The 25,480-nt window shown below is 42.8% G+C and carries 17 protein-coding genes; 8 read left to right on the top strand and 9 right to left on the bottom strand.

Going from position 1 to position 25,480, the window contains the following annotated elements; genetic code table 11:
- Window positions 1–173 precede the first annotated feature (173 nt).
- The 4 genes from ACQKCP_RS00740 to ACQKCP_RS00725 all read left to right on the top strand — a co-directional run bounded on the left by ACQKCP_RS00740 (window position 174) and on the right by ACQKCP_RS00725 (window position 5,827).
- The gene (locus ACQKCP_RS00740) at window positions 174–2,651 is read left to right on the top strand and encodes an esterase/lipase family protein (protein WP_427610914.1); all 2,478 of its coding nucleotides are present in this window, start codon (window positions 174–176) and stop codon (window positions 2,649–2,651) included.
- 451 nt (window positions 2,652–3,102) lie between these two features.
- Window positions 3,103–4,599 carry a cytochrome ubiquinol oxidase subunit I gene (locus ACQKCP_RS00735; protein WP_427610913.1) on the top strand — a complete coding sequence of 499 codons (1,497 nt, stop codon included), beginning with the start codon at window positions 3,103–3,105 and terminating at the stop codon, window positions 4,597–4,599.
- Complete coding sequence (gene cydB, locus ACQKCP_RS00730; protein ID WP_057759155.1) at window positions 4,599–5,615, top strand: cytochrome d ubiquinol oxidase subunit II; 1,017 nt, start codon at window positions 4,599–4,601, stop codon at window positions 5,613–5,615. The genes ACQKCP_RS00735 and cydB overlap by 1 nt, the downstream gene beginning before the upstream one ends.
- 95 nt (window positions 5,616–5,710) lie before the next feature.
- Window positions 5,711–5,827: a DUF2474 domain-containing protein gene (locus ACQKCP_RS00725; protein ID WP_101206161.1), complete on the top strand. Its 117-nt coding sequence runs from the start codon at window positions 5,711–5,713 to the stop codon at window positions 5,825–5,827.
- Between the two features lie 178 nt (window positions 5,828–6,005).
- On the opposite strand, the gene murU is transcribed toward ACQKCP_RS00725, so the two are convergent.
- On the bottom strand, window positions 6,006–6,743 hold the full coding sequence (gene murU, locus ACQKCP_RS00720) for an N-acetylmuramate alpha-1-phosphate uridylyltransferase MurU (RefSeq protein WP_427610912.1): 738 nt from the start codon (window positions 6,741–6,743) through the stop codon (window positions 6,006–6,008).
- Between the two features lie 46 nt (window positions 6,744–6,789).
- Window positions 6,790–7,893: an aminoglycoside phosphotransferase family protein gene (locus tag ACQKCP_RS00715; protein WP_427610911.1), complete on the bottom strand. Its 1,104-nt coding sequence runs from the start codon at window positions 7,891–7,893 to the stop codon at window positions 6,790–6,792.
- Between the two features lie 381 nt (window positions 7,894–8,274).
- Between ACQKCP_RS00715 and ACQKCP_RS00710 the strand changes: the two genes are divergently transcribed.
- Complete coding sequence (locus ACQKCP_RS00710; protein WP_427610910.1) at window positions 8,275–11,358, top strand: LPS-assembly protein LptD; 3,084 nt, start codon at window positions 8,275–8,277, stop codon at window positions 11,356–11,358.
- A gap of 156 nt (window positions 11,359–11,514) precedes the next feature.
- Complete coding sequence (locus ACQKCP_RS00705) at window positions 11,515–12,906, top strand: peptidylprolyl isomerase (protein WP_427610909.1); 1,392 nt, start codon at window positions 11,515–11,517, stop codon at window positions 12,904–12,906.
- 476 nt (window positions 12,907–13,382) lie between these two features.
- Here ACQKCP_RS00705 and ACQKCP_RS00700 read toward each other — a convergent pair whose 3' ends face one another.
- Window positions 13,383–14,513, bottom strand: a complete 1,131-nt coding sequence (locus tag ACQKCP_RS00700; protein WP_427610908.1) for an endonuclease/exonuclease/phosphatase family protein — start codon at window positions 14,511–14,513, stop codon at window positions 13,383–13,385.
- A gap of 439 nt (window positions 14,514–14,952) precedes the next feature.
- Between ACQKCP_RS00700 and asd the strand changes: the two genes are divergently transcribed.
- Complete coding sequence (gene asd, locus ACQKCP_RS00695; RefSeq protein ID WP_397476877.1) at window positions 14,953–16,086, top strand: aspartate-semialdehyde dehydrogenase; 1,134 nt, start codon at window positions 14,953–14,955, stop codon at window positions 16,084–16,086.
- A gap of 64 nt (window positions 16,087–16,150) precedes the next feature.
- Here the strand turns inward: asd and ACQKCP_RS00690 are convergent, their stop codons facing one another.
- A complete protein-coding gene (locus ACQKCP_RS00690) occupies window positions 16,151–16,804 on the bottom strand; it encodes an SOUL family heme-binding protein (protein WP_427610907.1) in 654 nt (217 codons plus the stop codon).
- A 360-nt stretch (window positions 16,805–17,164) separates the two neighbouring features.
- Here ACQKCP_RS00690 and tgt point away from each other — a divergent pair, with 360 nt between their 5' ends.
- On the top strand, window positions 17,165–18,316 hold the full coding sequence (tgt, locus tag ACQKCP_RS00685; protein ID WP_057759140.1) for a tRNA guanosine(34) transglycosylase Tgt: 1,152 nt from the start codon (window positions 17,165–17,167) through the stop codon (window positions 18,314–18,316).
- A gap of 127 nt (window positions 18,317–18,443) precedes the next feature.
- On the opposite strand, the gene ACQKCP_RS00680 is transcribed toward tgt, so the two are convergent.
- The 5 genes from ACQKCP_RS00680 to bamA all read right to left on the bottom strand — a co-directional run bounded on the left by ACQKCP_RS00680 (window position 18,444) and on the right by bamA (window position 25,218).
- Window positions 18,444–19,796, bottom strand: coding sequence for a sodium-dependent transporter (locus tag ACQKCP_RS00680; RefSeq protein WP_427610906.1), 1,353 nt, complete (start codon window positions 19,794–19,796; stop codon window positions 18,444–18,446).
- Window positions 19,797–20,114: 318 nt separating this feature from the next.
- Complete coding sequence (gene lpxA, locus ACQKCP_RS00675) at window positions 20,115–20,894, bottom strand: acyl-ACP--UDP-N-acetylglucosamine O-acyltransferase (protein ID WP_201579408.1); 780 nt, start codon at window positions 20,892–20,894, stop codon at window positions 20,115–20,117.
- 172 nt (window positions 20,895–21,066) lie between these two features.
- Complete coding sequence (fabZ, locus tag ACQKCP_RS00670) at window positions 21,067–21,603, bottom strand: 3-hydroxyacyl-ACP dehydratase FabZ (protein WP_238068215.1); 537 nt, start codon at window positions 21,601–21,603, stop codon at window positions 21,067–21,069.
- A gap of 52 nt (window positions 21,604–21,655) precedes the next feature.
- Complete coding sequence (lpxD, locus tag ACQKCP_RS00665) at window positions 21,656–22,672, bottom strand: UDP-3-O-(3-hydroxymyristoyl)glucosamine N-acyltransferase (RefSeq protein WP_427610905.1); 1,017 nt, start codon at window positions 22,670–22,672, stop codon at window positions 21,656–21,658.
- A 146-nt stretch (window positions 22,673–22,818) separates the two neighbouring features.
- The gene (gene bamA, locus ACQKCP_RS00660) at window positions 22,819–25,218 is read right to left on the bottom strand and encodes an outer membrane protein assembly factor BamA (RefSeq protein WP_427610904.1); all 2,400 of its coding nucleotides are present in this window, start codon (window positions 25,216–25,218) and stop codon (window positions 22,819–22,821) included.
- Between the last annotated feature and the right edge of the window lie 262 nt (window positions 25,219–25,480).

The following is a 25,480-nucleotide window of genomic DNA, read 5'->3' as shown; positions in this document are numbered from 1 at the left end:
TATATCTATAAGACAAAAGCGCTTTTTTTCGACTGGTAGAAACCCATTCGTTTTAAAACACGCTTTTGTAGAATTGCAAATAAATAGTCTAACGTCAAAAGTTGCGCTACACTCATTATCAATTGCTACCTTCATTACTCATCTCTCATAACTACCGTTTATTGGACTGACTTATGACTTTCGCTGGCTTTAGCAAACAGACAGTAATGCATATGAATAAAAAAAACCTGCCCATTACGTCACTTATGCTTTTGGCGGCAGCAGTATTGCTACCAGCATGTAGTACGGTGACGGTCGATAAACAAGCCTCGGCCAAGACCATCTCAGCACAGCGCGGCAACATCGTCACTGACAACGCGCTAAGCAGCGACACAGCATCTGCTTTGTTATCAGCAGGACTGAATGAGCAAGCCTGTATGCAGCAATTCGACTTATGCTTGACTCAGCTCTCTGATAGTATGCTTAACAGGCACTATCGCCCTGCCTTAGCTATTTTTGCAGAACTGCACTATGCAAAAGCGCGTCAACTATCTGACTCAAAAAACTGTCGTAATGCGCTTGCACGCCCGCCACTTGATCCGTATTACGCCAACGCGCCATTAAGTGATAATGATGCAAAAACACAGCAAAAAGAAACCGACCTGTGTTTGACCGATTATCAATCAAGGTTGTTTGATGCCGTCAAATACAGCTATACCTACCTATTTTATGACAGCTTGACCCATGACTTTGAAGGTGCAGAGCAAAACAGCAATAGCACTCGTGCGCAAAACCGTATTCCAAATGACAATGACATCCAAACCCAAGATATTTATAACGCTGCCAGTAACGACGTTATTACTCAAATTTATCAGTCGACTGAAAATGCCAATAAATTGATGGGTGATACGACAGTAGAGTATTTGCCAATAACCTCTACCAAGCGTGATAACACGGATGAAGCAGCGGTTGCCAATCGACCACCGCTAAAGGGCAAAGCAACAGACCAAGTTAAAGTCATGAAAGTGACCGTAGATAACTACAATCTTGATATTTATTTGCCCAACGAAAACAACTATCTGCAAAACGCTCATAAACAAACGTCTGCTTTAGCAGACTTATCATCTACTTATGAGCTGCGACTAACTGGTCTCAATTCTGTGAGCAAACGCCCTGGATTAGGTATCAGTTTGGTAGCATCGTTGGATGATCGCTATACAACCACAATCCGTCAATTATTGGTCGCCTCCTTATCTGGTCGTCTAACAAATGAGGATAAAAATACGGACGACAGCGAGCCAAGCTCACGTATTTATCCGACGGGACATCTTTTACTAACTGGATTGATTAAGCCAGATGGCAATAGCGTATTAGATGCGCTAGGCAGTCGTAAGCTTGATATTCATTTATACAACCCGTACCAAACCGAATCCGTTAATATTCTCAATAATGACTACCCACTGGCAGCCAACTTTTCGGCGGGATATGGTTTATGGTTATCAGAGAACCAGTTAGATGGTGTGGGTTATTTAAACTTGATTACTCGCCAACCAGATGCTCAGCTACCCAAACTCTTCATGCTTGAACCTTATGATCCTGATAAACGCGTGTTGATTATGTTGCACGGGCTAGCTTCTAGTCCGGCCACATGGGTCAATCTGACCAACGATATTCTTAATGATGACAAGCTGCGTGATAATTACCAAGTTTGGCAAATATTCTATCCAACCAATCTGCCTATTTTAGAAAATCGCTACCAGATTCAGCAGTTAATCAACAGCACCTACCAGCAGACTGATCCCAATGGACAAAATCGTGCCAGTCAAAACAGTGTGATTATCAGTCATAGTATGGGTGCCATTATCGCTCGTATGATGCTATCTGATGAAAATTTAGTCGATGATTTAGATAAGCTTAATGACAAAGATATCCTCTCTAGCAATGAAAAGCAGCAAATCCGTAACGCGCTCAAGACTTCTTTTGATGAAGATGAGTTAAAGAAGCGTTTTGAGCTACAGGCATTGCCGCAAGTAGACACCGCTGTTTTTCTATCTGCACCTTTCCGTGGTACCGATTATGCAGATCGCTGGTTCACCCGTGCGCTACGCCGCATCGTTTACTTACCTGTAGGTTTGGTCAAGACATTCACGGATAACTTAGCGACCATTGCCACACAAGGCGACTTGGCACAAAACCCACTAGGCGCGTTATATTTGCAGAACGGTGCCAGCCAGTTAAGTGATAAGTCTTCTTTTATAGAATTAACCAAAGACATCACTATTAATGAGCGTATTACTTACCATTCAATCATTGCCAATAATGATGCCGATATCACTAAAGGACTGGCACAAACGCAACCAAACGGTGCCAAGATTGATTTGTCACAAGCCGTAGAAGATAATTCTAGAGGTGAATCGGCGAGTGTTGATGTCAGCGACAATACTGAGACATCACAGTTACCACCTGAGCCGCTTGTTGCTGCTGTGACAGTCAATGATGATATCAGTCAAGCACTGACCGAGCGTTTGTCAGATGGTATCGTTCCTTATAACAGTGCCCATCTCGACGGCGCCGCGTCTGAGACAATTATCAATGGCGGTCATAGTATTCAGAGCAATCCGCAGACCATTTTGACATTGCGAAGAATTTTGCATAAGCAGCTACAAGAATGATGTAGATTTTTGTTATTTTACAAAGTTTTTGGCGCATAAATCGCAACCTTTAAATATCAGTCATAGGTTTCAAATAAGCAGTATGTTCACGCATACTACTTTGTTTTTAATAATATTAATTTTATTTTTCAATGTTTGAATTATGTTATTTTGATGACTCTTAGGTCTGCAACAGACAGACTGGGTTGCTTGCGTGTATATCTAGGTGAGCGCATAATATATCTATAGCACATGACAGTAATATGTAAATTTATAAGGACATAAATTATTCAATTCAGCTAAACAGTGAGTCGCAAACTTAGCCACAATTTATGTCTAATGGAGCTAAGTCCACGTCACTGAGCTATTGCCCGTAATGCTTGCCACTTTTATCAATGGATAGTTACGGACAGTTACTTGAGCGTTGTATGGAAGTCAGCGCTATTCAGCTAACAGATGAGAGTAACCGTTTATGTTCGCTACATTTATGATTGACCAGCTCGATGCGCTGATGCTTGCGCGTATCCAATTCGCTTTTGTTATCTCGTTTCATATCGTCTTTCCCGCCTTTTCTATCGGTCTTGCCAGCTGGCTTGCGGTGCTTGAATTCCGCTGGTTAAGAACTGGTGAACCTATCTATGCTGAAGTCTACAAGCATTGGGTCAAAATATTTGCTGTCGTCTTTGGTTTAGGCGTGGTATCAGGCGTGGTGATGTCCTACCAGTTTGGTACCAACTGGGCAGTATTCTCTGATAAGGCTGGTAACGTTCTAGGCCCATTACTTGCCTACGAAGTATTGACAGCGTTCTTTTTAGAGGCGTCTTTCTTAGGTATTATGCTATTTGGGTGGGGTCGCGTGAGCAAACGCATGCATTTTGCTTCAACCGCCATTGTTGCTATCGGTACCTTGATTTCAGGTTTTTGGATATTGGCCGCCAACAGCTTTATGCAGACTCCTCAAGGTTTTATGATGGGTGCAGATGGCCTACTCTATCCTACTGACTGGCTTGAAATTATTTTCAACCCCTCGTTCCCTTACCGTTATGCTCATATGATGACTGCAGCATTTCTGACTACTGCCTTTGTCATTGGTGGTATCGGCGCATATTATATTCAATCTAAAAAGCACGTCGAACACCGCGCGCATGGTCGTGTGATGCTAGGTATGGCGATGATTATGGCCATCTTTGTTGCGCCAGCGCAGGTATTGATTGGTGATGAGCATGGTCTAAATACTCTTGAGCATCAACCTGCTAAAGTGGCTGCGATGGAAGGGCTCTGGGAAGATGAGCGCGGTGCCGCACTACGTCTCTTTGCGATTCCTGACCAAGAAAACCAGACCAATAAGTACGAAGTAAAAATTCCTTATGTGACCGGTTTAATCCTAACCCACTCGTTAGATGGTGAAGTTAAAGGGCTCAAAAACTGGGCACCTGAAGATCAACCACCCGTCATTATCGTGTTTTGGGCGTTTCGTATCATGGTTGGTATTGGCATGCTTATGGTACTGGTCGGCCTATTCAGTCTATACAAATACTTCAAAAAACAGCAGTTCAATACTGACAGTGTGTGGTTCCACCGTGCTTGGATGATGATGACTCCGCTTGGTTTTATCGCCTTATTATCAGGTTGGTTCGTAACCGAGACAGGACGTCAGCCTTGGACGGTTTATGGGGTCATTCGTACTGCTGAAAGTATGTCTCCGCTTGCAGCACAGCAAGTAGCGACTACATTGATTGGCTTTATCGTACTGTACATATTTGTCTTTGGTGCAGGCAGTTTTTATATCTTGCGCTTGATTGCTCAAGGGCCGAAACCTTATACAGATCCTGCAGAAGATAACTTCTATGAGCACTCAGTGACCGAGAGTCAAGGCCGCGCGTTAAGTGGTGATAATAATCCTGCCAAAGGTACTGAAGAAGGCTTGGATGAGCCTGCAAACGATGTCGATGATGGAGGATTACGCTAATGTTTAACTTCGGTGATGTATTAGATTTACCTCTCATTTGGGGCGGTTTGATTGCTTTGTCTGTCTTTGTCTATGTACTGCTTGATGGCTTTGATTTGGGCTGCGGTATTTTGTTCCCATTTGCAGGATCAGATAAAAACCGTAGCCGCATGATGAACTCTATCGCCCCATTTTGGGACGGTAACGAGACATGGCTAGTGCTAGGTGGTGGTGGTTTATTCGCAGCATTCCCTGTTGCTTATGGCATCATCATGACAGGTCTATATTTGCCCGTGACTGCCATGTTGTTCGGTCTTATCATGCGCGGCGTGGCGTTTGAATTTCGCTTCAAATCGTCTTCGCGCCGACATGTATGGGATACCTTTTTCTTTGTCGGTTCAGTCGTCGCCACTTTCTCTCAAGGCATTATGCTTGGGGCGTTAGTACAAGGGTTAGAAGCCAGTAACCGTCTATATACTGGTGGCCCATTTGATTGGCTCACGCCTTTCTCAATTGTGTGCGGATTTGCCATGATTATCGGCTATGCCTTACTTGGTTCAACGTGGCTCATCATAAAAACAGAACACACGTTGCAAGTGTGGGCGCGCCAAGTTTCTAGATGGATGCTTACTGCATTACTAGTGGCGATGGTTGTGGTCACAGCGTTTATGTACTTCTCAGACATCGACGCATTAGAAGGCTGGTTTAGTTTCCCAGATTTATTATACCTTGCTCCTATGCCTATCATTGTCATGCTCTTATTCTTTATCATGCGTAAAGATTTAAAAACTGAGCGTGAGTATCGTCCATTTTTACTAACGGTTGCCTTATTTTTAATGGGTTACATCGGCGTTTGTTTCGCCCTATTCCCTTATATCGTACCGTATCAAATGACGATTTATGAAGCGGCGGCTGCCGATACTTCGTTATCATTTATGCTGATTGGCGCCTGTATCATGTTACCGATTATCTTGAGCTATACAGCATTTGCTTACTACACCTTCAAAGGTAAATCTGATCACAATCCGATGTACTAGTCGCTAATCGCGGCGGGCAACGGATCAGCTAAAGAGGATGTCTATCATCGTTTACAGATGGTAGTCACACTTCATACGCTAATCAGGAGATCTCTATGAAAAAGTTCAGTAAAAAACAATCGCAATGGGCATGGTTCGTGGGTCTATATTTGGCAGGGTTTTTAGTGGTATTTACCATTGCTCAGCTAATTAAACTGGCCATGGGTGTTTAGTATCATTGCCTAATCATACGATTGAGTGCTAGTTAGCTAATGAGTAGCTTGCTAGATGCTACATTTGCATTTTTGTCTTGCCTATATACCCTGTAGACATGTCGTAAAAAATATTTCTATATGCATAAAAAAAGCAGCGTTGAATAATCGACGCTGCTTTTTATTTGTCTTAAATTTATCAGCTTGGCTTACCTGCATGCTCGATATCATGCTGTTCGATAAACTCATTAACCTGTGTTAGACGCTCTGGTGTCCCCACGTCTATCCAATTATCTGTCGTCACTTCAGCGGTAATCTGAAACTTTATCATTGCTTGCTTTAGTAGTGGTGCTAATGCAGCAGGCTGTCCTGATACCAACCCTTCTACCAATTTGGGTGACATTACGCTAATACCCGCGAAGGTATACTTATCTGCATCGCCCACCGGCTGTTCACTAGCAAGGCCGTTATTAATAGCGAAATCGCCGCCATTATTGTGTTCTGGATTATCAATCAATAATAAATGGGCGCGCTGATCCGCTCCCAATGTATAGTCTGTTAATTGAGAGAAATCATAGGTAGTCCAGACGTCAGAATTGACCAGAATAAACGGTTCATCCTTTAGTTTACCTGATTGTAATGCCTGAAAAATGCCACCTGCGGTCTCAAGTGGTTCATCGTCTTCTACTGACCAATGCAGATTTACGCCATACTGTGAACCGTCACCTAATGCGTCCATTAGCTTGTCCGCTAACCATGAGGCATTGACCGTGATATCGGTGATGCCTGCTGCTTGTAGTGCTTTAATATGCCATACAATAAGTGGTTGACCTGCGACTTCAACCAAAGGCTTGGGCGTCTCAAGCGTTAATGGACGTAGGCGTGTGCCCTTGCCCGCTGCCAAAATCATGGCTTGTGTAATCGTAGAGGTAGACATCTGCGCTCCTATCTTTATTATTTAAATTAATTTAGCTGAGCGTCATCTACGCTGAAGCAAACTTCTCTTTATAAGCAGGTAGCACTGCCTCTTGTAGCCATTGATTAAACAGTATAACTGATTGCTTTAGTTCATCGTTGCCATGTTCGGCAAGCCAGTTTAATTCAATAATCAAATCACGCATAACTTTAGGGATATCCGCCAAATAGCGGTCTTTGCCATCACGCTCAGACAAACGAATAAAAATCCCTAATACCTTTAGGTGACGTTGTACGCCTATGACATTTACATCGTTTTCAAACTGCACCGCGCTATCAGCACTGGTTAGTGATTTTTGTTTTTGTAGCTGCCAAAAGTCATTAATCCATGCAGATATATGGTTCTCTGACCATTCAACATAAGCATCGCGTACTAACGACACTAAGTCATAAGCATACGAACCAATGACGGCATCTTGAAAGTCAATCACGCCCAACTTTGATTTATCTGCTTGATCTTGCATGAGGTTGCGGCTGTGATAATCACGATGAACCACCACTTGTGGCTGTCGTAAAATCTCATTCATTAGTGCTGTTTTTAGGTTTCCCCAGACCTGATCATTTAGCGCGACACCAATATAAGGCATAAACCATTCGCTAAATAAATCCATCTCGCGGTCTAATAGTGCTGTGTCATAATCTGGCAGCTGGTGTTGCGACTTTGCCGTTTCTACTGGTACCGTTTGTAGCGCGACTAGTGTCTGCATTGCTAGTTGATAGTAGTCATTGATTTGGTCTGCGGTGGCATCGACAAGCAAATGAGCAAATTCTACTGTGCCAAAATCTTGTAATACCAAGAATCCTTTTTCTACATTTTGTGCAGTCAGAGTCGGCACGTTGACAGCAGGTGCCATCAGCTTAGCGACATTGATAAACTGCAGCATCGCATCTTGCTCGTCAGCGGAGTCCATGACGATATAATGTTTATTGGCGCTATTGTCTGTCTCTGATAGTTCGATACGATGATATCGGCGGGCACTAGCGTCACCAGGTAAGCTGTCTAGACTAAAGGTTTGACCTAAAAATACTTGCTGTAACCATTGTTCTAATTGCTGTTGGCGGTTGTTATTTTCATCGATCATATCAGTCTCTAAAGTCGTTTTGTCAGTCATATTGGGCATCGCTGGTTAAATATAAGTCATAAATAATTAAAGTAGTGATAAGTCGGACAAATACTTGCTAAAATAGCGTTACGTGTCGGTGCTATACAAGCTGCCACAGACGTATTGCTATATCATTCAATACTTGATGTCAGATAGAATCGCTATCGCTACTTAAAAATCAGCATGGCTATATTATAAATTTTGGTAAATAGTGTAGCTGATTTGGTTTTTTTTGACTATGATTAGTCGTCATTATATGTAAAACATCCAAATTTTTGAGAATACATTAGTCATATTTTAGTCGCACGTTCACTGCTTTGTGTCGTTCAGTGAAACCGCTACTAAACTCAGTCATGCAATCCAATAAGCTCTGCAATCATAGGTGTGCCCTTGTTATATTCTCCGCTTTACCAAAGCATCCGCTTGATCTTATTTGGTGCCTTAGGCTTGTCTAGCCTAACTGTCAGTGCTGCCATTGGTGATGCCAATACGCAAAAAACTGAACCACTCACTACGGATAGTACAGGCAGCTATGCTTCTAATAGTGTGGCGACTGACGCCAATAGTATTAGTCGTACTCAAAGTAATGATGGCTATCAAGAAGCAGATATTCTAAATGACAGCTATCCAGAGAATACTAATTCTGCTAATACGAATAACGCTACTTTATCGAATGATACTGCGTTAAATAGCAGATTCTCTGAAAACAATGACCTAGATATTACAGAGATTAATGAGGCTGCTGACTCTGAAGCTTTTAGCAATGAAGTTTCTAATGCTGCTAATCTAAATACAGAAACCAGCAACCAACCAAGCAGTAATACACCAGATAGCAATGCCTTTGTCCCTAAAGCGATAACAACAGATAATGGCAAGCTAGATCTTAATGATGAGAGTATTCAAGCCAGCTTAATGCGCTTAGCAGAGTTTTATGAGCTAACGCCAGATACCGATGCTTCAACATTAAATAATGAGGCTATCAGCACTGAGGCGGACAATTCTCATAATAATGCGATGCCTGCCGCACAGACGATTCCAAAGGTCGGTAGAGATTTACGTCTACTGCCAAATGCTGTGGACAGTGCTCAACGCTGCGAAGGTCAATGGGTATATCCGCAGAGTAACCCCAACTATCAACGCGCTGTGAATGAAGCTGGTACAGCAAACGGACAACCAGTACCAAATGTGGCTAGCGTTCCGAACAATCAAGCCCCTTTATTTACCGAGTCTGATTACGGTTATTACAATAACGTGAATTACGCTGAGCTATCTGGCAATGTAAAAATTGACCAAGGCACTCAGCATATCGAAGCAGAAAAAGTCATGATTGACTTGAGCAATGGCGTTGCGGCGGCTCAAGGTAGAGTCATGTTTACAGATAATGCGACTGGACAGGGTACAAGCAATGCCGCTACAAACAACGTCTCTACAAAGAGCGGCCAAGCCAGCTTTAATGATAGAGCGGCACAAGGCGGCCTAATTGGCGTTGCAGATAGCTTGAATTACAATACTGAGACTGGTCAATCAACGGCCAATGATGTGGCATTTGCTAGTGTTGGACTACAAGCGCACGGCTATGCCAAACGCTTAAACAAACCTAATGAGAGTGAATACGAGCTGGATCAGGTTATGTTTAGTACCTGTCCACCTACCAACCGCAAATGGCAGTTTGAAGCCAAAAGTATCGATCTAAATACTGATACAGGGCGCGGCGAAGCGTATAACACCACTTTCCGTGTTGCTGACATACCTGTATTTTATCTCCCCTACTTTAACTTCCCGATAGACAGTCGCCGTAGTAGTGGGTTTTTATTACCAAGTGCCAGCGTCAGTAGTGAAAGCGGTCTTGAAGTTGATATCCCGTATTATTTCAACTTAGCACCTAACTATGATGCCACCCTTAACACGCATATTTATACTGACCGTAACCCTATGCTATCAGGTGAGTTCCGCTATCTGACTGAGAATTATGGGGAAGGTATTTTAAACGGTTCATACTTACCTAACGACAAAGAGTATGACGACGAAGATCGTACCAGCTTGTTTTATGACCACACTTGGTCGTCGAAAAGCATTCCACGATTAAGCGCTGACGCCGAATACAACTATGTATCAGATGCCGATTACCTGAATGATTTTGATACGTTGGGCTTGTCAGATAGCACTATAAACTTGCCACGTCGTGCCCGCGTCAATTACTACAATGATTATGTCGATGGTGAACTAAAAGTCGAAACCTTCCAGACTTTAGATGCTTTCACTGATAGTGGTGAGGCGTTAGAAGACAAAGACAAGCCGTACTCACGCTTGCCACAGCTCAAATTAAATTATCGCCTGCCTTGGGCTGAGCGCTTCGATATCACTGGTATTCATGATTCTGCATACTTCAAAAAATCTATCGATGATGGTTCTGAAAACGAAAAAAGTGGCGCACGTATTTATAATAAACTGAGCGCCGCCTATCCGATGGAGACCTCTTGGGGTTATGTCAAACCTAAGCTTAGCTTGCAGCATCTATATACGTCATATGATGAAGATAGTTTAGAAGATAATCAGCTTAGTGAAGAAGATGGCAGTCAGTCCGTGTTTGTCCCACAAGCCAGTATCGATGCAGGTCTACACTTCTATCAAGCGGGCTCACCATTTGGTGCGTTTGACGATACGATGGGTGGCTATCGTTTACTTAGCCCACGCGTAAAATATACGTATTCACCGTATAAGAACCAAAACGACATTCCTAACTTTAATACGCGTATTGCCTCTATTAACTATGAGCAGCTGTTTTCGGACAGTTGGTTTCTAGGTCATGATCGTTTGCAGGATTTGCACTCTATTACACCTGGCGTCAATTATCGTTACATCGATGCAACGGGTGTGACACGTTTTGATGGTAGCATTGCAGAACAATTCTATCTAGATGATGGACGTGTAACACTTGACGACGATCAGCCAGTATTTACCTCGTCTTCTTCAGGTATGGTATGGGATACCAGCACTCAACCTTACAATAATTTTTGGGTTGATGTTAGCGGTGCACTAACCAGTAATTATGATTTGAACTACATTACGACTGAGCTGCGTTATCAGCCGTCAGACAACAGCTTATTTAATGTGGGTTATGTTAAGCGTCAGCGTGATGATAATACCGATCAGTTGCCATTATCTGCATTTACCGCTTCTGCTGTTTTCCCTATCAATAACAGCTGGCGTATATTGGCTCAGGGTCAGTACGATTATAATCGTAACAAGATGCTTGATTCACTCATCGGTGTTGATTACGAAGATTGCTGTTTCGGCTTTGCTGTTTATGGACGCCGCTATTACAATGACCTAAACGTAAAAGACGAGCCAACACAAGCTATTATGGCAGAAGTTAGATTAAACGGTCTTGGCAGTGGTAGTAGCCGCTTGACACGATTACTTGCTGATAAGATTTTGGGCTTCGAACCTGTACAGACGGCATGGAAAGACTAACCAGTTTTTTGCTAGATTAGAGTTATTTACGTAAATATTTATAAGACACTATTTGAACCCCTATTATGGGAAACGCTGTCGAATATTTTATTATTAAGAGTATTGGATAGAGTTGACCGACTACCATCCGATGCAATGACATTGATGAGGAGCATCATGAGATTTTTTTCTTTACGTCAGACTAGCAGAGCAGTATTGCTATCTATGGCAGGCCTTACGCTTACGTTAAGTGCCAACGCTGCTACTGTCAAACCTGCAACGGCTCAAGCTTCCACTTCTGCTGCGCAAAGCTCAGTTGATCGCTTGACGCCAGCCAACAGCACAGACGGTATTATTGCCCTAGTCAATGAAAATGCTATCTTAAAAAGCGAACTGGTTGATGCTATCGAGCAAACTCAAGCACGTGCCAAAGCTGCTGGTGAGCCTATTGCAAACTCAGCACAACTACAGTCTGAAGTGCTAAACGCACTTATTTTGCGTGAACTGCAACTGTCTATGGTCAAACGCGCGGGACTGTCTGCCGATGAAGCAGAGATTAATCAACGTCTTGGTCAAATCGCTCAAGCTGAAGGCCTTAATAGCATCGCAGCATTGCAGCAACGTCTAGATGCAGCGCAACCTGGTAGTTATGCCAATCTACGCGCCAAACTGATCGAAGAGGCTTCTATCCAAGCGCTTCAGCAGCGTCAAATTACTCGCCGAGTACGTATTAGCGAGCAAGACATTGATGCATTTTTGGCCTCCCCTGAAGCCAAACGTCTGAATCAAAGCGAATATCAAACCATTCACGTACGTGTGCCTTATATAGATGACTATAGTCGCCTATCAGCCGCTCAACGTGAAGAAGCATTAAAAGTGGCGCAAGCATTACGTACGCGTTTGCTTGAGCCAAATGTCAACGTCGCTGAAGCCGTTGCTGCTAGCCAAGGTAGCTATCCGATTCCATTGCAAGGTGGAGATATGGGCTTTCACAAGGCAGCTTCTTTACCGACAGAGCTGTCTAGCAAAATTACCAAGTTAGACGTTGGTACCGTAAGCGAGCCATTATTGACTCCTGAAGGGATTGACATCATAAAGCTTGCTGATAAAAAAGCCAGCAATACGATGCTGATACCACAGTGGCATACTCGCCATATCCTAGTTAAAGTCGATGATTTACAGACTGACGCGCTTGCTGAACAGAAAATCAATGATCTATACGAGCAACTTCGTGGCGGCGCTGACTTTGCTAGCCTGGCCTCAACGTATTCAGATGATCCAGGTTCTGCGGGACGTGGCGGTGATCTTGATTGGGTTAGCGAAGAAGATATGGTTGGTCCATTTGAAGCCACAATGAAAAATACGGCAGTTGGCGACTACTCTGCGCCATTTAAGACACAGTTTGGTTGGCATATCCTAAAAGTTGATGGTAAGCGCGATCAAGATATTAGCGAGCAATATCGTCGCAATATGGCACGTCAAGCACTGTATCAACGCCTAGCACCACAAGCTCAAGAAGACTGGTTACAAGAGCTACGTGCTGGCGCTTATATTCAGATACTTGGCTAATATGTTGTAATAAGCTAATAGTATTAAGTTAGCTAGAATATTGAAACGATTTAAATAAAAAAGGGTATATGCAATGGCATATACCCTTCTTTGTGTGCGCAATTAAACATTTAACTGGAAGCTTTAAAAGAGATATCAAAGTTAAATAGTTTAAATCTTGATAAACCAAAATCTATATGCAAAGAAAAACCCCGAACCTAGGGCGATTGGTTCAGGGTTTCAATACTTCGTGTTATTGTTATTATCTCTCTTCCGTGCTGACTCATCCTAAGTCATTTAACAGTATTATATAAGACAGCGGGCTGACCTGTGCTTTTATTGATACTGTCTCAACACTACATCCATGCGTATCCTTGTGTTGATGGATGTATTATAGGCCAATGGATTTGGTGCCGATAGAAGCTAAAGACTCTATTTTGCGTAAGCATATGCTTACATTATCTCTATGTATTACAGCTAATAAACAGCCTATTTTATTAATTAAAACTGCGCTGCTCTTGTCTATGCTCTTCTGACACTTTTTCGCCTTCTTTCTTGCCTTCTTCGATTTTGTTATCAGTTTCTTGGATATCTTCTGCTTGTGCAGTAGGCGCATTGCCTTCTTGCTTGCTTGCCTCTTCTGGCTCATATTGCAAGGTAGTCATCACAGGAAAGTGGTCAGATCCTACGGATGGCATACGCTGAATATCAACTACTGTAAAACAGGCACTATGAAAGATATGATCTAAAGCCCATCGCAGAAATGGATATTTAACATGAAAGGTATTAATGAAATGTCGACCAATACGAGGATCTAGCAGACCAGAGATACGTTGGAAACGGCGCGTGGTTTTTGACCATGCGACATCATTAAGATCACCTGCCAGTATCGCCGTTTGATCGTTTTCTTTTATGTGTTTACCTACCATGAGTAGCTCAGCATCACGCGTGGTGGATTTATCAGCTTCGGTTGGGCTAGGCGGCATGGGATGCAAGCAATATAACCAAATGACGCGGCCTCCTTGCAAACGCAATTGAGTATGAATAGACGGTATATCATCAATCATCAAGTACTTAACTTCAGGATCAATCAGCTCAAGCTTAGAATACAAGTGCATGCCATATAGATTATCTAGTGGCACTTTCACGGTGTAGGGATAGTCAGACTCGACTTGCTGTAAGGCTTGCTCCCATTTCTTGTCACTCTCTAATGTAATTAAGATATCAGGCTGCTTTTGCTTAACCAAATCGACCAGTTTTTGCGTTTCGTCATTGGGTGTCAATACGTTTGATACCATGATTTTTATCTGATGCGCTTGCCCTTCTGGCTTATCTTTTGCCTTTTGAACTTCTTTTTTCCACAGCTTAGTATACGGCAGTACCATTCTCAGCTGAAATGCTAACGTACCGCTCAATACAACAAACAATATCCACTGCCATAACTCCCACTCTGAGAAAAACACTAACATGCCAAACCAAGCGATAATACCAAGCACCATTATTTGAATACGTGGAAACTCAACACCGCGCACCCACCAGTTATCCAGCGGCAACCAGCCCCAGATTGTGACAAAGGCGATGAATCCTGCTAGACCTTGTAAGGCGTAATATAATAGTGAGAGATCCATAAGTAGGTACTAACCGTTGATTGAAATTTTGATAGAGCCGATGATGTATATTGGTTAAGCTTTTATTTGATAAGAAATATCGTGGTTGTAACTCACCTGACATCAAATAACTAACGTCGAGTAATTGTGTTTGAGACTTACTTTAGCATTTCAGAAGATTCTCGCCTACTGGTGAGTCTCAATTATGCGACAACTATCATAAAACGTTACAATATTGGCTCATTCAATGTAATGCATGATTTATTAAACACTATATTTTTGAGGTCGCAAGATAGCCAAGTACCTCTTCAATAGTAATAACTTAAAGTTATAGTCGACATAGTTAATAGTGTATGGAAAACGGCCAAATAATAGCCAAAACGCCTTGCTTTTTCGCGCCATTCACGGCATTGTTATCGGTTGACGATGCAACAAATAATTGTAAATAGGATTGAACTTCATGAGTGATTTAACAGTAGGTTTGGTAGGCTGGCGCGGTATGGTAGGGTCAGTATTAATACAACGTATGCAGGAAGAAAATGACTTCAACGGTATTACACCGGTGTTTTTTTCTACCAGTAATGCTGGTGGTGATGCACCAAAATTCGATGGTATTGAAACCGGCCAACTAAAAGACGCTCATGATATTGAAGCACTTGCTGCCTGTGATGTCGTTATTACTTGCCAAGGTGGTGACTATACGTCAAAAGTCCATCAACCATTGCGTGATAGTGGTTGGAACGGCTATTGGGTTGATGCGGCAAGTACGCTGCGAATGAAAGATGACAGCATCATCATTCTTGATCCAGTCAACCGTAACGTTATTGATAGTGCCCTAGCCAACGGCAAAAAAGACTTTATCGGTGGCAACTGTACCGTATCATTGATGCTGATGGCTATCGGTGAGCTGTTTAATAAAGGTTGGGTCGAATGGGTCAGCGCGATGACATATCAAGCTGCTAGTGGCTCTGGCGCAAACAACATGCGCGAGCTCATCAACGGTATGGGTGTGTTACGTGATGCCGTCCAAGACGAATTGGCTGACCCTGCTAGTGCTATTCTTGAGATTGATAAAAAAATCGCTCAGACTCAGCGCTCAGCAGACTTCCCTACACAATACTTCGGTGTACCACTGGCAGGTAGCTTGATTCCTTATATCGATGCGCAGCTAGAAAACAAACAGTCAAAAGAGGAATGGAAAGGCGGCGTCGAGACCAATAAGATCTTGGGTAACGATGAAGCCAGTACGATTCCTATTGATGGGATGTGTGTACGTGTCGGCGCTATGCGTTGTCATGCTCAAGGCCTAACGATCAAACTGAAAAAAGACATTCCTCTAGAAGAAATCGAAGCTGCACTCAAAAACAGTGGCAACGAGTGGTTGGACTTGGTCGAAGATGATAAAGAAGCTACTATGAATCGCCTAACGCCAGTGGCAGTGACTGGCACCTTAACTGTTGCGCTAGGTCGCTTGCGTAAGCTTAATATGGGCCCTGAGTATCTAGGCGCATTTACCGTTGGTGATCAGTTGTTATGGGGCGCAGCAGAGCCATTACGTCGTATGCTTAATATCATCCGTGAGCAAAACGTCTAACTCAGATACCTTAAATAAAGCACGAAAAAGACAGCGATTGCTGTCTTTTTTTATGTGCTGATTACTATTTAGATCGATAAGCAATCATCACCTCATTACGACGTAAAAATGGTAGCGTCCAAGGTGGGTTATAACGGGCCAATTCAGGCTCGCCTGTAGGCGTCAAATTTTGGTCTTGCATCCATGTTTGCAACGCTTCGGTTTTTTCCGCTACTTTATCTTCTCCTGCGAGCCAAGAGAACTTAATCACACCGTACGTCTGTGCAGGCATTTCTATAATCTCAACGTTTGGATTATTTGGCTTAGGCAGTGTTTGCATCGTATATTTACTAGGCATCGTAAATTGTACGCGCCACTTACCATCGTCTTGTTGCATACTGACTGGTGCTGTCATGGCAATTTTCTGTGACTCATTATCACTTTCTTTATTATCAGCTTGCATCGTAACAGGTGCCGTCATACTGATTTTACTACTGTCTCCACTTGGTGCTGTGTTATTACCAAAAATATAGTCCGCTAAGATCTTAAATCCTTCGCGACTTGCTGAGTCTTGGTCACCACTCACCCACGTTTGCGCTACTAGCTGCTCATCATAGCGACGCAGCTCAAAGTCATCTACTTGGGTCAACACCGTATATTTCGGCTCTTCGGTAGCCATAGCCCCTCCTGATATCAACAATAATCCGCCCATTAATAATAAATAACCTGTCTTTTTCATATCATGTCTCCAGCATCTAAAAGCATGGTGTGGCAATGATTACTACCTCACCTGTATAACTTCTACTGTATCAATAGACCTCTAGCACTGTCTGTGTCTTTTGGCGTGCTATCTGTGTTTTTTGGTTATGGTAAATCAATATTGACCAAAGTGTATATTGCGCGTATATCGATAACACCTAGTATTTATAGTTAGAGAACGCTAAAACGGGTACAAGGTAGCCGACTAAAAATTATACAAGTAGTATATTTAGGGAGAGTAACGCCGTAGTAGTTCAGTGATTCTCTGACTATATGTCCAAAAAACCGCTAACAATGCTATAATTAGCGTCATTTTCATAGCTTAAATAGCGGTTATCATATGCAATTTGTCTTACATAAAACGGCCAGCGGTGCAACGCGTGCACGCCGTGGTACGGTTCATCTCAATCATGGCGACGTGCAAACGCCTGCTTTTATGCCTGTTGGTACTTATGGTACGGTCAAAGGCATGCTGCCACGTGATATCGAAGCCATTGGTGCTGATATTATTTTGGGCAATACCTTCCATCTCTGGTTACGTCCGGGTACTGAAGTCATTGATAAATTTGGTGGCTTACATAAGTTTATGCATTGGGACAAGCCTATCTTGACCGATTCAGGCGGTTTCCAAGTATTCAGCCTCGGCGCAATGCGTAAAATTACCGAAGAAGGCGTAAATTTTAAATCTCCTATCGATGGCGCAAAGGTATTTCTCTCACCAGAAAAATCCATGCAAATTCAGTACAGCTTGAACTCAGACATCGTCATGCAGTTCGATGAGTGTACGCCTTATCCAGCCACTCATGATGAAGCGAAAAAGTCGTTAGAGCTATCGTTACGTTGGGGACAGCGCTGTATCGATGAGCACAACAGACTGGGCAGTACCAACGCATTATTCGGTATTGTACAAGGCAGCATGTATCCTGATTTGCGTCAGCAATCACTTGAAGGCCTGTTAGAGATTGGCTTCGATGGTTATGCTATTGGCGGTCTATCAGTTGGCGAGCCTAAAGAAGAGATGATAGACGTCCTAGACTACCTGCCTGATGATATGCCAGCAGATAAGCCACGCTATCTTATGGGTGTTGGTAAGCCTGAGGATTTAGTTGAAGGTGTACGCCGCGGTGTAGATATGTTCGACTGTGTGATGCCAACGCGTAACGCGCGTAACGGCCATTACTTTGTGACGGGCGATGCAGACAATGCTGGTGTGGTACGTATCCGTAATAGCCAATATCGCAATGATGAAGGCCCATTAGATCCTGAATGTGACTGCTATACTTGCCAAAACTTTAGCCGTGCTTATCTGTACCATCTTAATAAGTGCAAAGAGATGCTAGGTGCTCAGTTAGCCACCATTCATAATTTGCGCTATTACCAACGTTTGATGCAAGGTATCAGAGATGCTATCGAACAAGATAAATTTGATGAGTTTGTCAGTGAGTTTTATGCCAAACGCGGTCAAACGGTTCCTGAGTTAAACTTGCGTTAATCCTGTTTAATATTTACTACTTGTTATCTAAATCTGTTTAAATAAAAAAGGGCTTAAGAATAATCTTAAGCCCTTTTTCTATGCTGCTTTTATCACCTAATGATTCGAATAGTGTCCATTTTGACTACTATCCCATCAATGATGTCACAAATACTACAATAACAGCGATTGGTGCGATGAATTTTGCAACAATTTGCCACAGCTGCCATGTACCATTAGATAAACCCAGCTCTTGCTGAATGTTACGTTGATCCATTTTCCAACCAACAAATACAATCGCAGCCAGACCTGTTAGAGGCAATAGGAACTTACTAGTAAGCTTATCTAATGCATCAAAGATACCGTTACCCATGATAGTAAAGTCAGACCATAGATTGAACGATAGCAATGCTGCAATACCTAACAACCAGATTACTGTACTTGCCACGATAGTCGATACAGTACGACTCATCGACGTACGCTCTTCTAACAACTCAACGGTTGGCTCAAGTAACGAGATAGATGAGGTAATAGCGGCAAAAGTAATAAGTAAGAAGAACAATGCGCCAATGATAGTACCCGCACCCATGCTACCGAAAGCAATTGGTAAACTTACAAAGATAAGACCAGGACCTGATGCAGGATCTAGACCATTGCTGAAGATAATTGGGAAGATGGCAAGACCAGCAGCCAACGCAATAACCGTATCCAAAATAACAACGGTACGTGCTGTTTTTAGCAAGTTCACTTCACGGCCCAAATACGAACCATAAGCGACCATGATACCCATACCAATTGATAGGGTGAAGAATGCATGACCTAATGCTGCAAGCATAACATCAGCCGTTAGTTTGCTAAGATCTGGCGTAAATAGGTAAGCAACTGCTTCACCAAATCCACCGTTCATCACGTTATAACCAACGATAACGAACAGAATCACACCCAATAATGGCATCAAAATCTTAGCTGTTTTTTCGATACCACTTGTCACACCAATACCAACGATGACAGCGGTTAAAATCATAAATACCGTATGCCAGATCGTCAATGTACCAGCTGATGCAAGCATAGCATCAAAGGTTGCCGCAACAGAATCACTGTCTTGACCAGCAAAACTACCTGTTGCAACTTTAGTGATATAATTAAGCGCCCAACCACCGATCACACTATAGAACGATAGAATTAAGAAGCCACCTAAGATACCAGTAGCCCCAACGATGCTCCAGCTACGTGACTTACCTTCAGTCGCTGCTACGTCTGAAAAAGTATTGACTGGATTTTTTTGACCACGTCGACCAATTAACCATTCAGCAACTAATATCGGAAAACCGACCAGCGCGATACAGAACAAATAAGCAATAACGAAAGCCGAACCACCGCTTTCGCCAACCATGTATGGAAATTTCCATATGTTTCCTAAACCAACTGCTGAGCCTACTGCTGCCAATACGAAGCCAAAGCTTGAGCTCCATTGGGCATGTTCTTGTTTATTGATAGCCATTTTTTCCGTCCTCGTGCTTCAATTAACGTTACTGATAATCTTCCTTGATCAACATAAATAGTCGGCCTTACCGTTGAGCTATTTAGTAAACGCTTCGATGTAAAACGCCCAGCAACATTAAGAAAGAATTGATTACAATATCGTAAACGCTCAGTTTCTGCTAAGCGACCAAAAAAGTCAAGTGCTCATAAATATAAAAAGCCATAACAAATAGTTATGGCTTTCATCTAATTCGCCTTCATTCCATAAGAATTTAGCTTATTAAAAGTATCAAACTAATCATTAATCGAGTTATGCTTTAATCGTGTTATGCTTTCTTTAGCGTACAACACCGCGGCTGCTATTTTGTAAGGAATCAATAAGTAGCTGAATTTTTGGCTCTTTAGCCAATAGCTCATTATGTAAGACTTCCAACGCTTGTGCAGTGGTCAAACCTGATCTGAAAATCGTACGATACGCTTGACGTAAAACATTAATAGTTTCTTTTGACCAACCTTTACGGCGCATACCTTCGATATTGAGTCCATGAGCCTTTGCTGGATTGCCAGATACCATCGTAAACGCAGCCACATCTTTTAGAATAAGGCTGGCTCCGCCAATCAAGCTATAGTCATCTACTGTACAAAACTGATGTATGCCTGAGTTACCACCGATGATGGTATGGTCGCCAATAGTCACATGCCCCGCCACACCGACATTGTTAGCCAGTACGTTATGATCGCCAATGACACAGTCGTGTGCGACATGGGTGTTTACCATCAGTAGATTATGACTACCAATTTTAGTCAGCTCGCCATCTTGCGCTGTACCGCGATGTAAGCTACAGGCTTCACGAATCGTATTATGATCGCCGATTTCAAGCCAAGTGCGCTCACCTGCATATTTCAAATCTTGAGGATCTTCACCAATACTCGCAAACTGATAAAACTCATTATGTTGGCCAATGCGAGTCAGCTTAGTCACAACGACATGTCTATGCAAAACCGTATGCGCACCAATTGATACTTCATCACCAACGATACAGTAGGGCCCGATGATAGCAGTCTCGTCAATCTGCGCAGACGGTGAGATGAGTGCTGTAGGATGAATCTGACTCATAAGATGGGCCCTTGTATCATTTGATGCGAGTAAATAATAAAAAAGTATCGCTATTTCAGTGTTACTAACGAAGCTAATACCAGTTGCGTTGTTGAGTTTACATATAGATATTTGTTTCAGTTATAGTGAGCGAATTAATATCGCCCTTTGTACAGTATGGCTTATTGAAAACTTAAGCACCCTTCACATTAGCAGGTTTTTGCTGCTCTTGGCGTGCAATCATAATTTGCGCACTAGCCGCCAGTTCATCTTCGACATGGACAGTACAATCAAATTTATAGATGCCATGTCTTTGCATCACGGTTTTTGCACGAATGATAAGCTGATCACCAGGAATCACACGGCGTTTAAAACGGACTTTATCCACACCTGCAAATAGATAGAGGTAACCGTCTTCTGCCGTCAGCCCTGCACTGATAAAACCAAGCACACCTGACACCTGTGCCATTGACTCCACCATCAATACCCCTGGCATAATCGGCTCATCAGGAAAGTGACCATTAAAAAACTCTTCATTAATAGTCACGTTTTTGATACCAGTAATACACTCGCCTGGCGTACAAGCTACAATACGATCTACCAGCATAAAAGGATAACGATGCGGTAAGTAATGCTTAATCGTATGATACGTCAATGGTAGCGTAAGACCTTGCTCAGCTAAGCTTTTAACGTCTTCATCAGTTGGGATATCTATATTGTTATTGCTCATAATGACGCTTCCTTGCTGTGTTTTGAATATCTATTATTTGTTTGTGTTTGCATTAGTTATTGCCTAGCTGACGAAAACGTACAGCAGCACGTCGCCAATTAGCAGTTGGCATTGCAGCCGTACCAGATGAATATGAGCCAGCGGTTTTAATGGATTTGGTTACCATGGTCATACCAGATAAAACAACATCGTCTGTAATCTCAATATGACCTGTGATACCGACAGCGCCGCCTATTATACAGCGCTTACCTATCGTAGTACTACCCGCAATACCCGTTTGAGCAGCAATAGCAGTACCGTCACCAATACGAACGTTGTGGGCAACTTGTACCAGATTATCAATAATCACGTGATTGCCAATAACGGTATCATCGATAGCGCCACGATCGATACACGTCTGGCTACCAACTCGTACATGATCACCAATAATGACACGACCTAACTGAGCAATGCGCTCCCAACCTGCGTTACTAGGATCTTTAGTAGGCGCAAACCCGAACCCTTCAGATCCGATGCTTACCCCTGCATGCAATCTGACGTGATTGCCAATGACACACTCAGGCCCGACAACGACTTGCGACTTAATCACACAGTCGGTACCGATACTAGTATTGGCCTCAACCACGACATGAGCATCGAGAGAGCTACGCGCCCCTATTTGCACATTGTCACCAATCACGCAAAAAGGGCCAATATTGACTTGCTCACCAATAACAGCACTGTCTGCAATCACAGCGCTAGGATGAATCCCGTTAGATAAAGAATGACGTGCAAACAGCTGACTGGCACTGGCATAAGCCAAATATGGATTTGAGACGACTAGCGCTATCGCTGAGGTAGGCACTTGGTCACGATATGCTTCCGTCACCAACAACGCGCCTGCGTCACTGCTAGCCAAGCTAGAGATATAGTGAGGATCTGCCAAAAAGCTTAACTGCTGCTGACTGGCCGTCGTCAAACTACCGACGCTACTGAATGGTTGACACAATTGCTCAGTATCAATCTCAGCCTTATTAATAATAGGCTGACGCTGCTCAATTCGAGTAATGAGTTGCTCAATCGTTATCATAATGACTATTAATAAAATATGGTTATAAATGAAACGGTCGCCAAAATAACAATGCGTTTTGACGACCTACTAAGCTCTAATGATATTTCCGTCTATTTGAGACAATCTTTGAAACTGCTCAAATAGATGAGAGTAATGTCATTAATTTAGAATGTATTACCAATCTGGAACTGGACTTTTTCAGTCTCATCACCTTCTTTGTCACCAAATGGCACCGCATAGCTAAGTGAGATTGGACCAATTGGTGTATACCAAGTGATACCAGCACCCGCACTGTAGCGGAAGTCATTATCTTGGGTCAGTAATGGAACATCTGAATCGTTAAAAGTGCGATCTTCTTTATCAGACGTGTCAAAGACCTGACCACCTTCAGCAAACAATACTGGACGTACCTGATCTGCCCAATCGCCTTTAAACGGCATTGGCAAAATCAATTCAGCACCAAACGTTGCTAGTGCATTACCACCAACCTCTTCTGCGGTAAAGGTTTGGTTGTCTGGATCATTGACTGCATCAAGATAAACTTGTGATTTAGGTCCTAGAGTAGATGATTCATAACCACGTACTGAGCCATAACCACCAGCATAGAAGTTTTCATAGAACGGTAAATCATTACCATAACCAAGCTTGGTATAACCACGCGCGATCACGTCTTTATAAATAGGGTAATATATATTGCCGCTATAAGTTAGCTTTTGGTAATTGGCATCGCCAAGACCGATGGTTGCATCAATCGCATGGCTCATCCCTTTGGTAGGGAATACTGGACGGTCTAAAGTACTGTAGTCCCAACCAAATAATAGATTGTAAGTCTGATAATCATTCTTGAAGGTGGCAACACCATCAGTATCAACTTCAGGCGTTTTCGTACCGCCCTCGTCTAGAATTTCCTGAACATTAGATATACCTAGGTAACGACCACCACGAACCTTTGTGTTGTCTACATTCAGACCAGCACTCAGGCGTTTGGTTTCATCAATAGGATAACTATAGTTCAGCGTTGCACCATATGAATCGGTCACATAGTTACTAACGTTGTCGTCGTCATATTTGGTTTTGCGATAATAACCGCTGATACCTTGAGAAACACCATTTTCTGTAAAGTACGGATCGGTATAACCTAGGCTATAAGAATCACGTGTCTCTGAACGAGAAAGCGCAGCCTTGACGCGGTTACCGGTACCCATAAAGTTGTTTTGAGTCAAATCCAACTGGAAAGTCACACCACCACTTTGTGAGTAACCCGCTGCAATCGTTGAGCTACCAGAAGGCTGCTCTTCAACCACATAGTTCACATCGACTTGATCCGGCTGGTTAGGTACGGGCTTAACATCGACAGTGACATTTTTAAAGAAGCCAGTACGCATCAAACGCGTGCGTGACAGCTGAATTTTGTCATTGGACGACAGCGTACCTTCTAACTGACGCATCTCACGACGTAACACTTCGTCTTGCGTTTTGATATTACCCGTAAAGTTAATACGGCGAACGTAGATAGGACGTGCAGGGTCGATATAGTAATCAACATCGACCGTTTTAGTATCGTCATTGATACGTGGTACTGGTCTGATTTGAGCTAAGTAGTAGCCTTCGTTACCATAGCGTCTTTTAAGAGAAGCAGTGGTTTCGTCCAGTTTTGCTTGCGAGTATTTCTCATTAGATGCAAAGCTCACCAGCTCTTTTAGCTCACTGTTCTCAAAGGTAGGTTTACCTAAAAAGTTCACTTCGCCAAACTGGTATTGCTCGCCTTCGCTTAGGCTAACTTCGATAAACACGCTACTCTTGTCTTCGCTGATGTTCAATACAGCATTATCGACTGAAAAACGCACATAACCATCGTTCTGGTATAGCGCCTTTAAACTCTCTAAACTGGCGGCCAGTTTTTCTTGAGCGTAACGATCAGACTTAGACAGTAGACGCGTCCATGAAGATTCTTTTACCGCAAAAACGTCTTTGATCTCTTCATCACTAAAATGCTTGTTACCAATGATATTGATATCAACAACTTTTGCAGGCTTGCCTTCTACAAAGCGCACGTCAAGTTTTACGCGGTTACCATCAAGGACCTTTTGATCTACTTCGATATTACTATTGTAGTAACCTTGGCTAATATATTGCTGTTGTAGCTCATTGGCCACACCTTGCAAAGTAGACTGCTTAAGCACGTCACCAGCAGAAAGACCAGCATTCTTCAGTCCCTGCTCAAGTCCTTCTTTTGGAATGAGCTTGTTACCTTCAAAGGTAACTTCAGCGATCGTTGGACGCTCAATGACGTCAAATCTTAGCTTGCCACCTTCGACACGGCTTTGAATATCAGCAAAGTTCTCAGTTGCATATAGCGCCTTAATACTGGCAGCTAAGCTACTATCATTCACCGTATCGCCTACCGTAACAGGTAAGACCGGATAGAGGCTATCAGGGGTTAGGCGTTGTAAGCCATTAAAACCGATGTCAGTTACTACAAATTCTGCAGCCTGTACTGGCATACTCATCATCGCTACAACTAACGGCAACCCAGCCGCGCTCATAATTAAAGGCGTACGCATAAACACTATCCGTCAATAAAAAAATTGCTTAAGTTAAGTTAAAAGGCACGTATTGTCTAACCCGTGCGCATAAGGTTATAAACCCATGCAAGGGTAACTCAGAACACTTTATATAAATTGCATCACAAAATAAACTAAAAATTACGATTAGTACAGAGGCTGCGACATAGAGTAGCATGCCTATCATAACAATAATCAGCCAATAATAGGCGTAAAACCATTAGTATATCGTGCTTTATCAGCCATATTGCTCATCCGCCGA

The organism is Psychrobacter sp. NPDC078631, assembly GCF_050268165.1.
Lineage (GTDB): Bacteria > Pseudomonadota > Gammaproteobacteria > Pseudomonadales > Moraxellaceae > Psychrobacter.
Note: the sequence above shows the minus strand (reverse complement) of the source record. Positions and strands in the feature narration are given on the sequence as shown.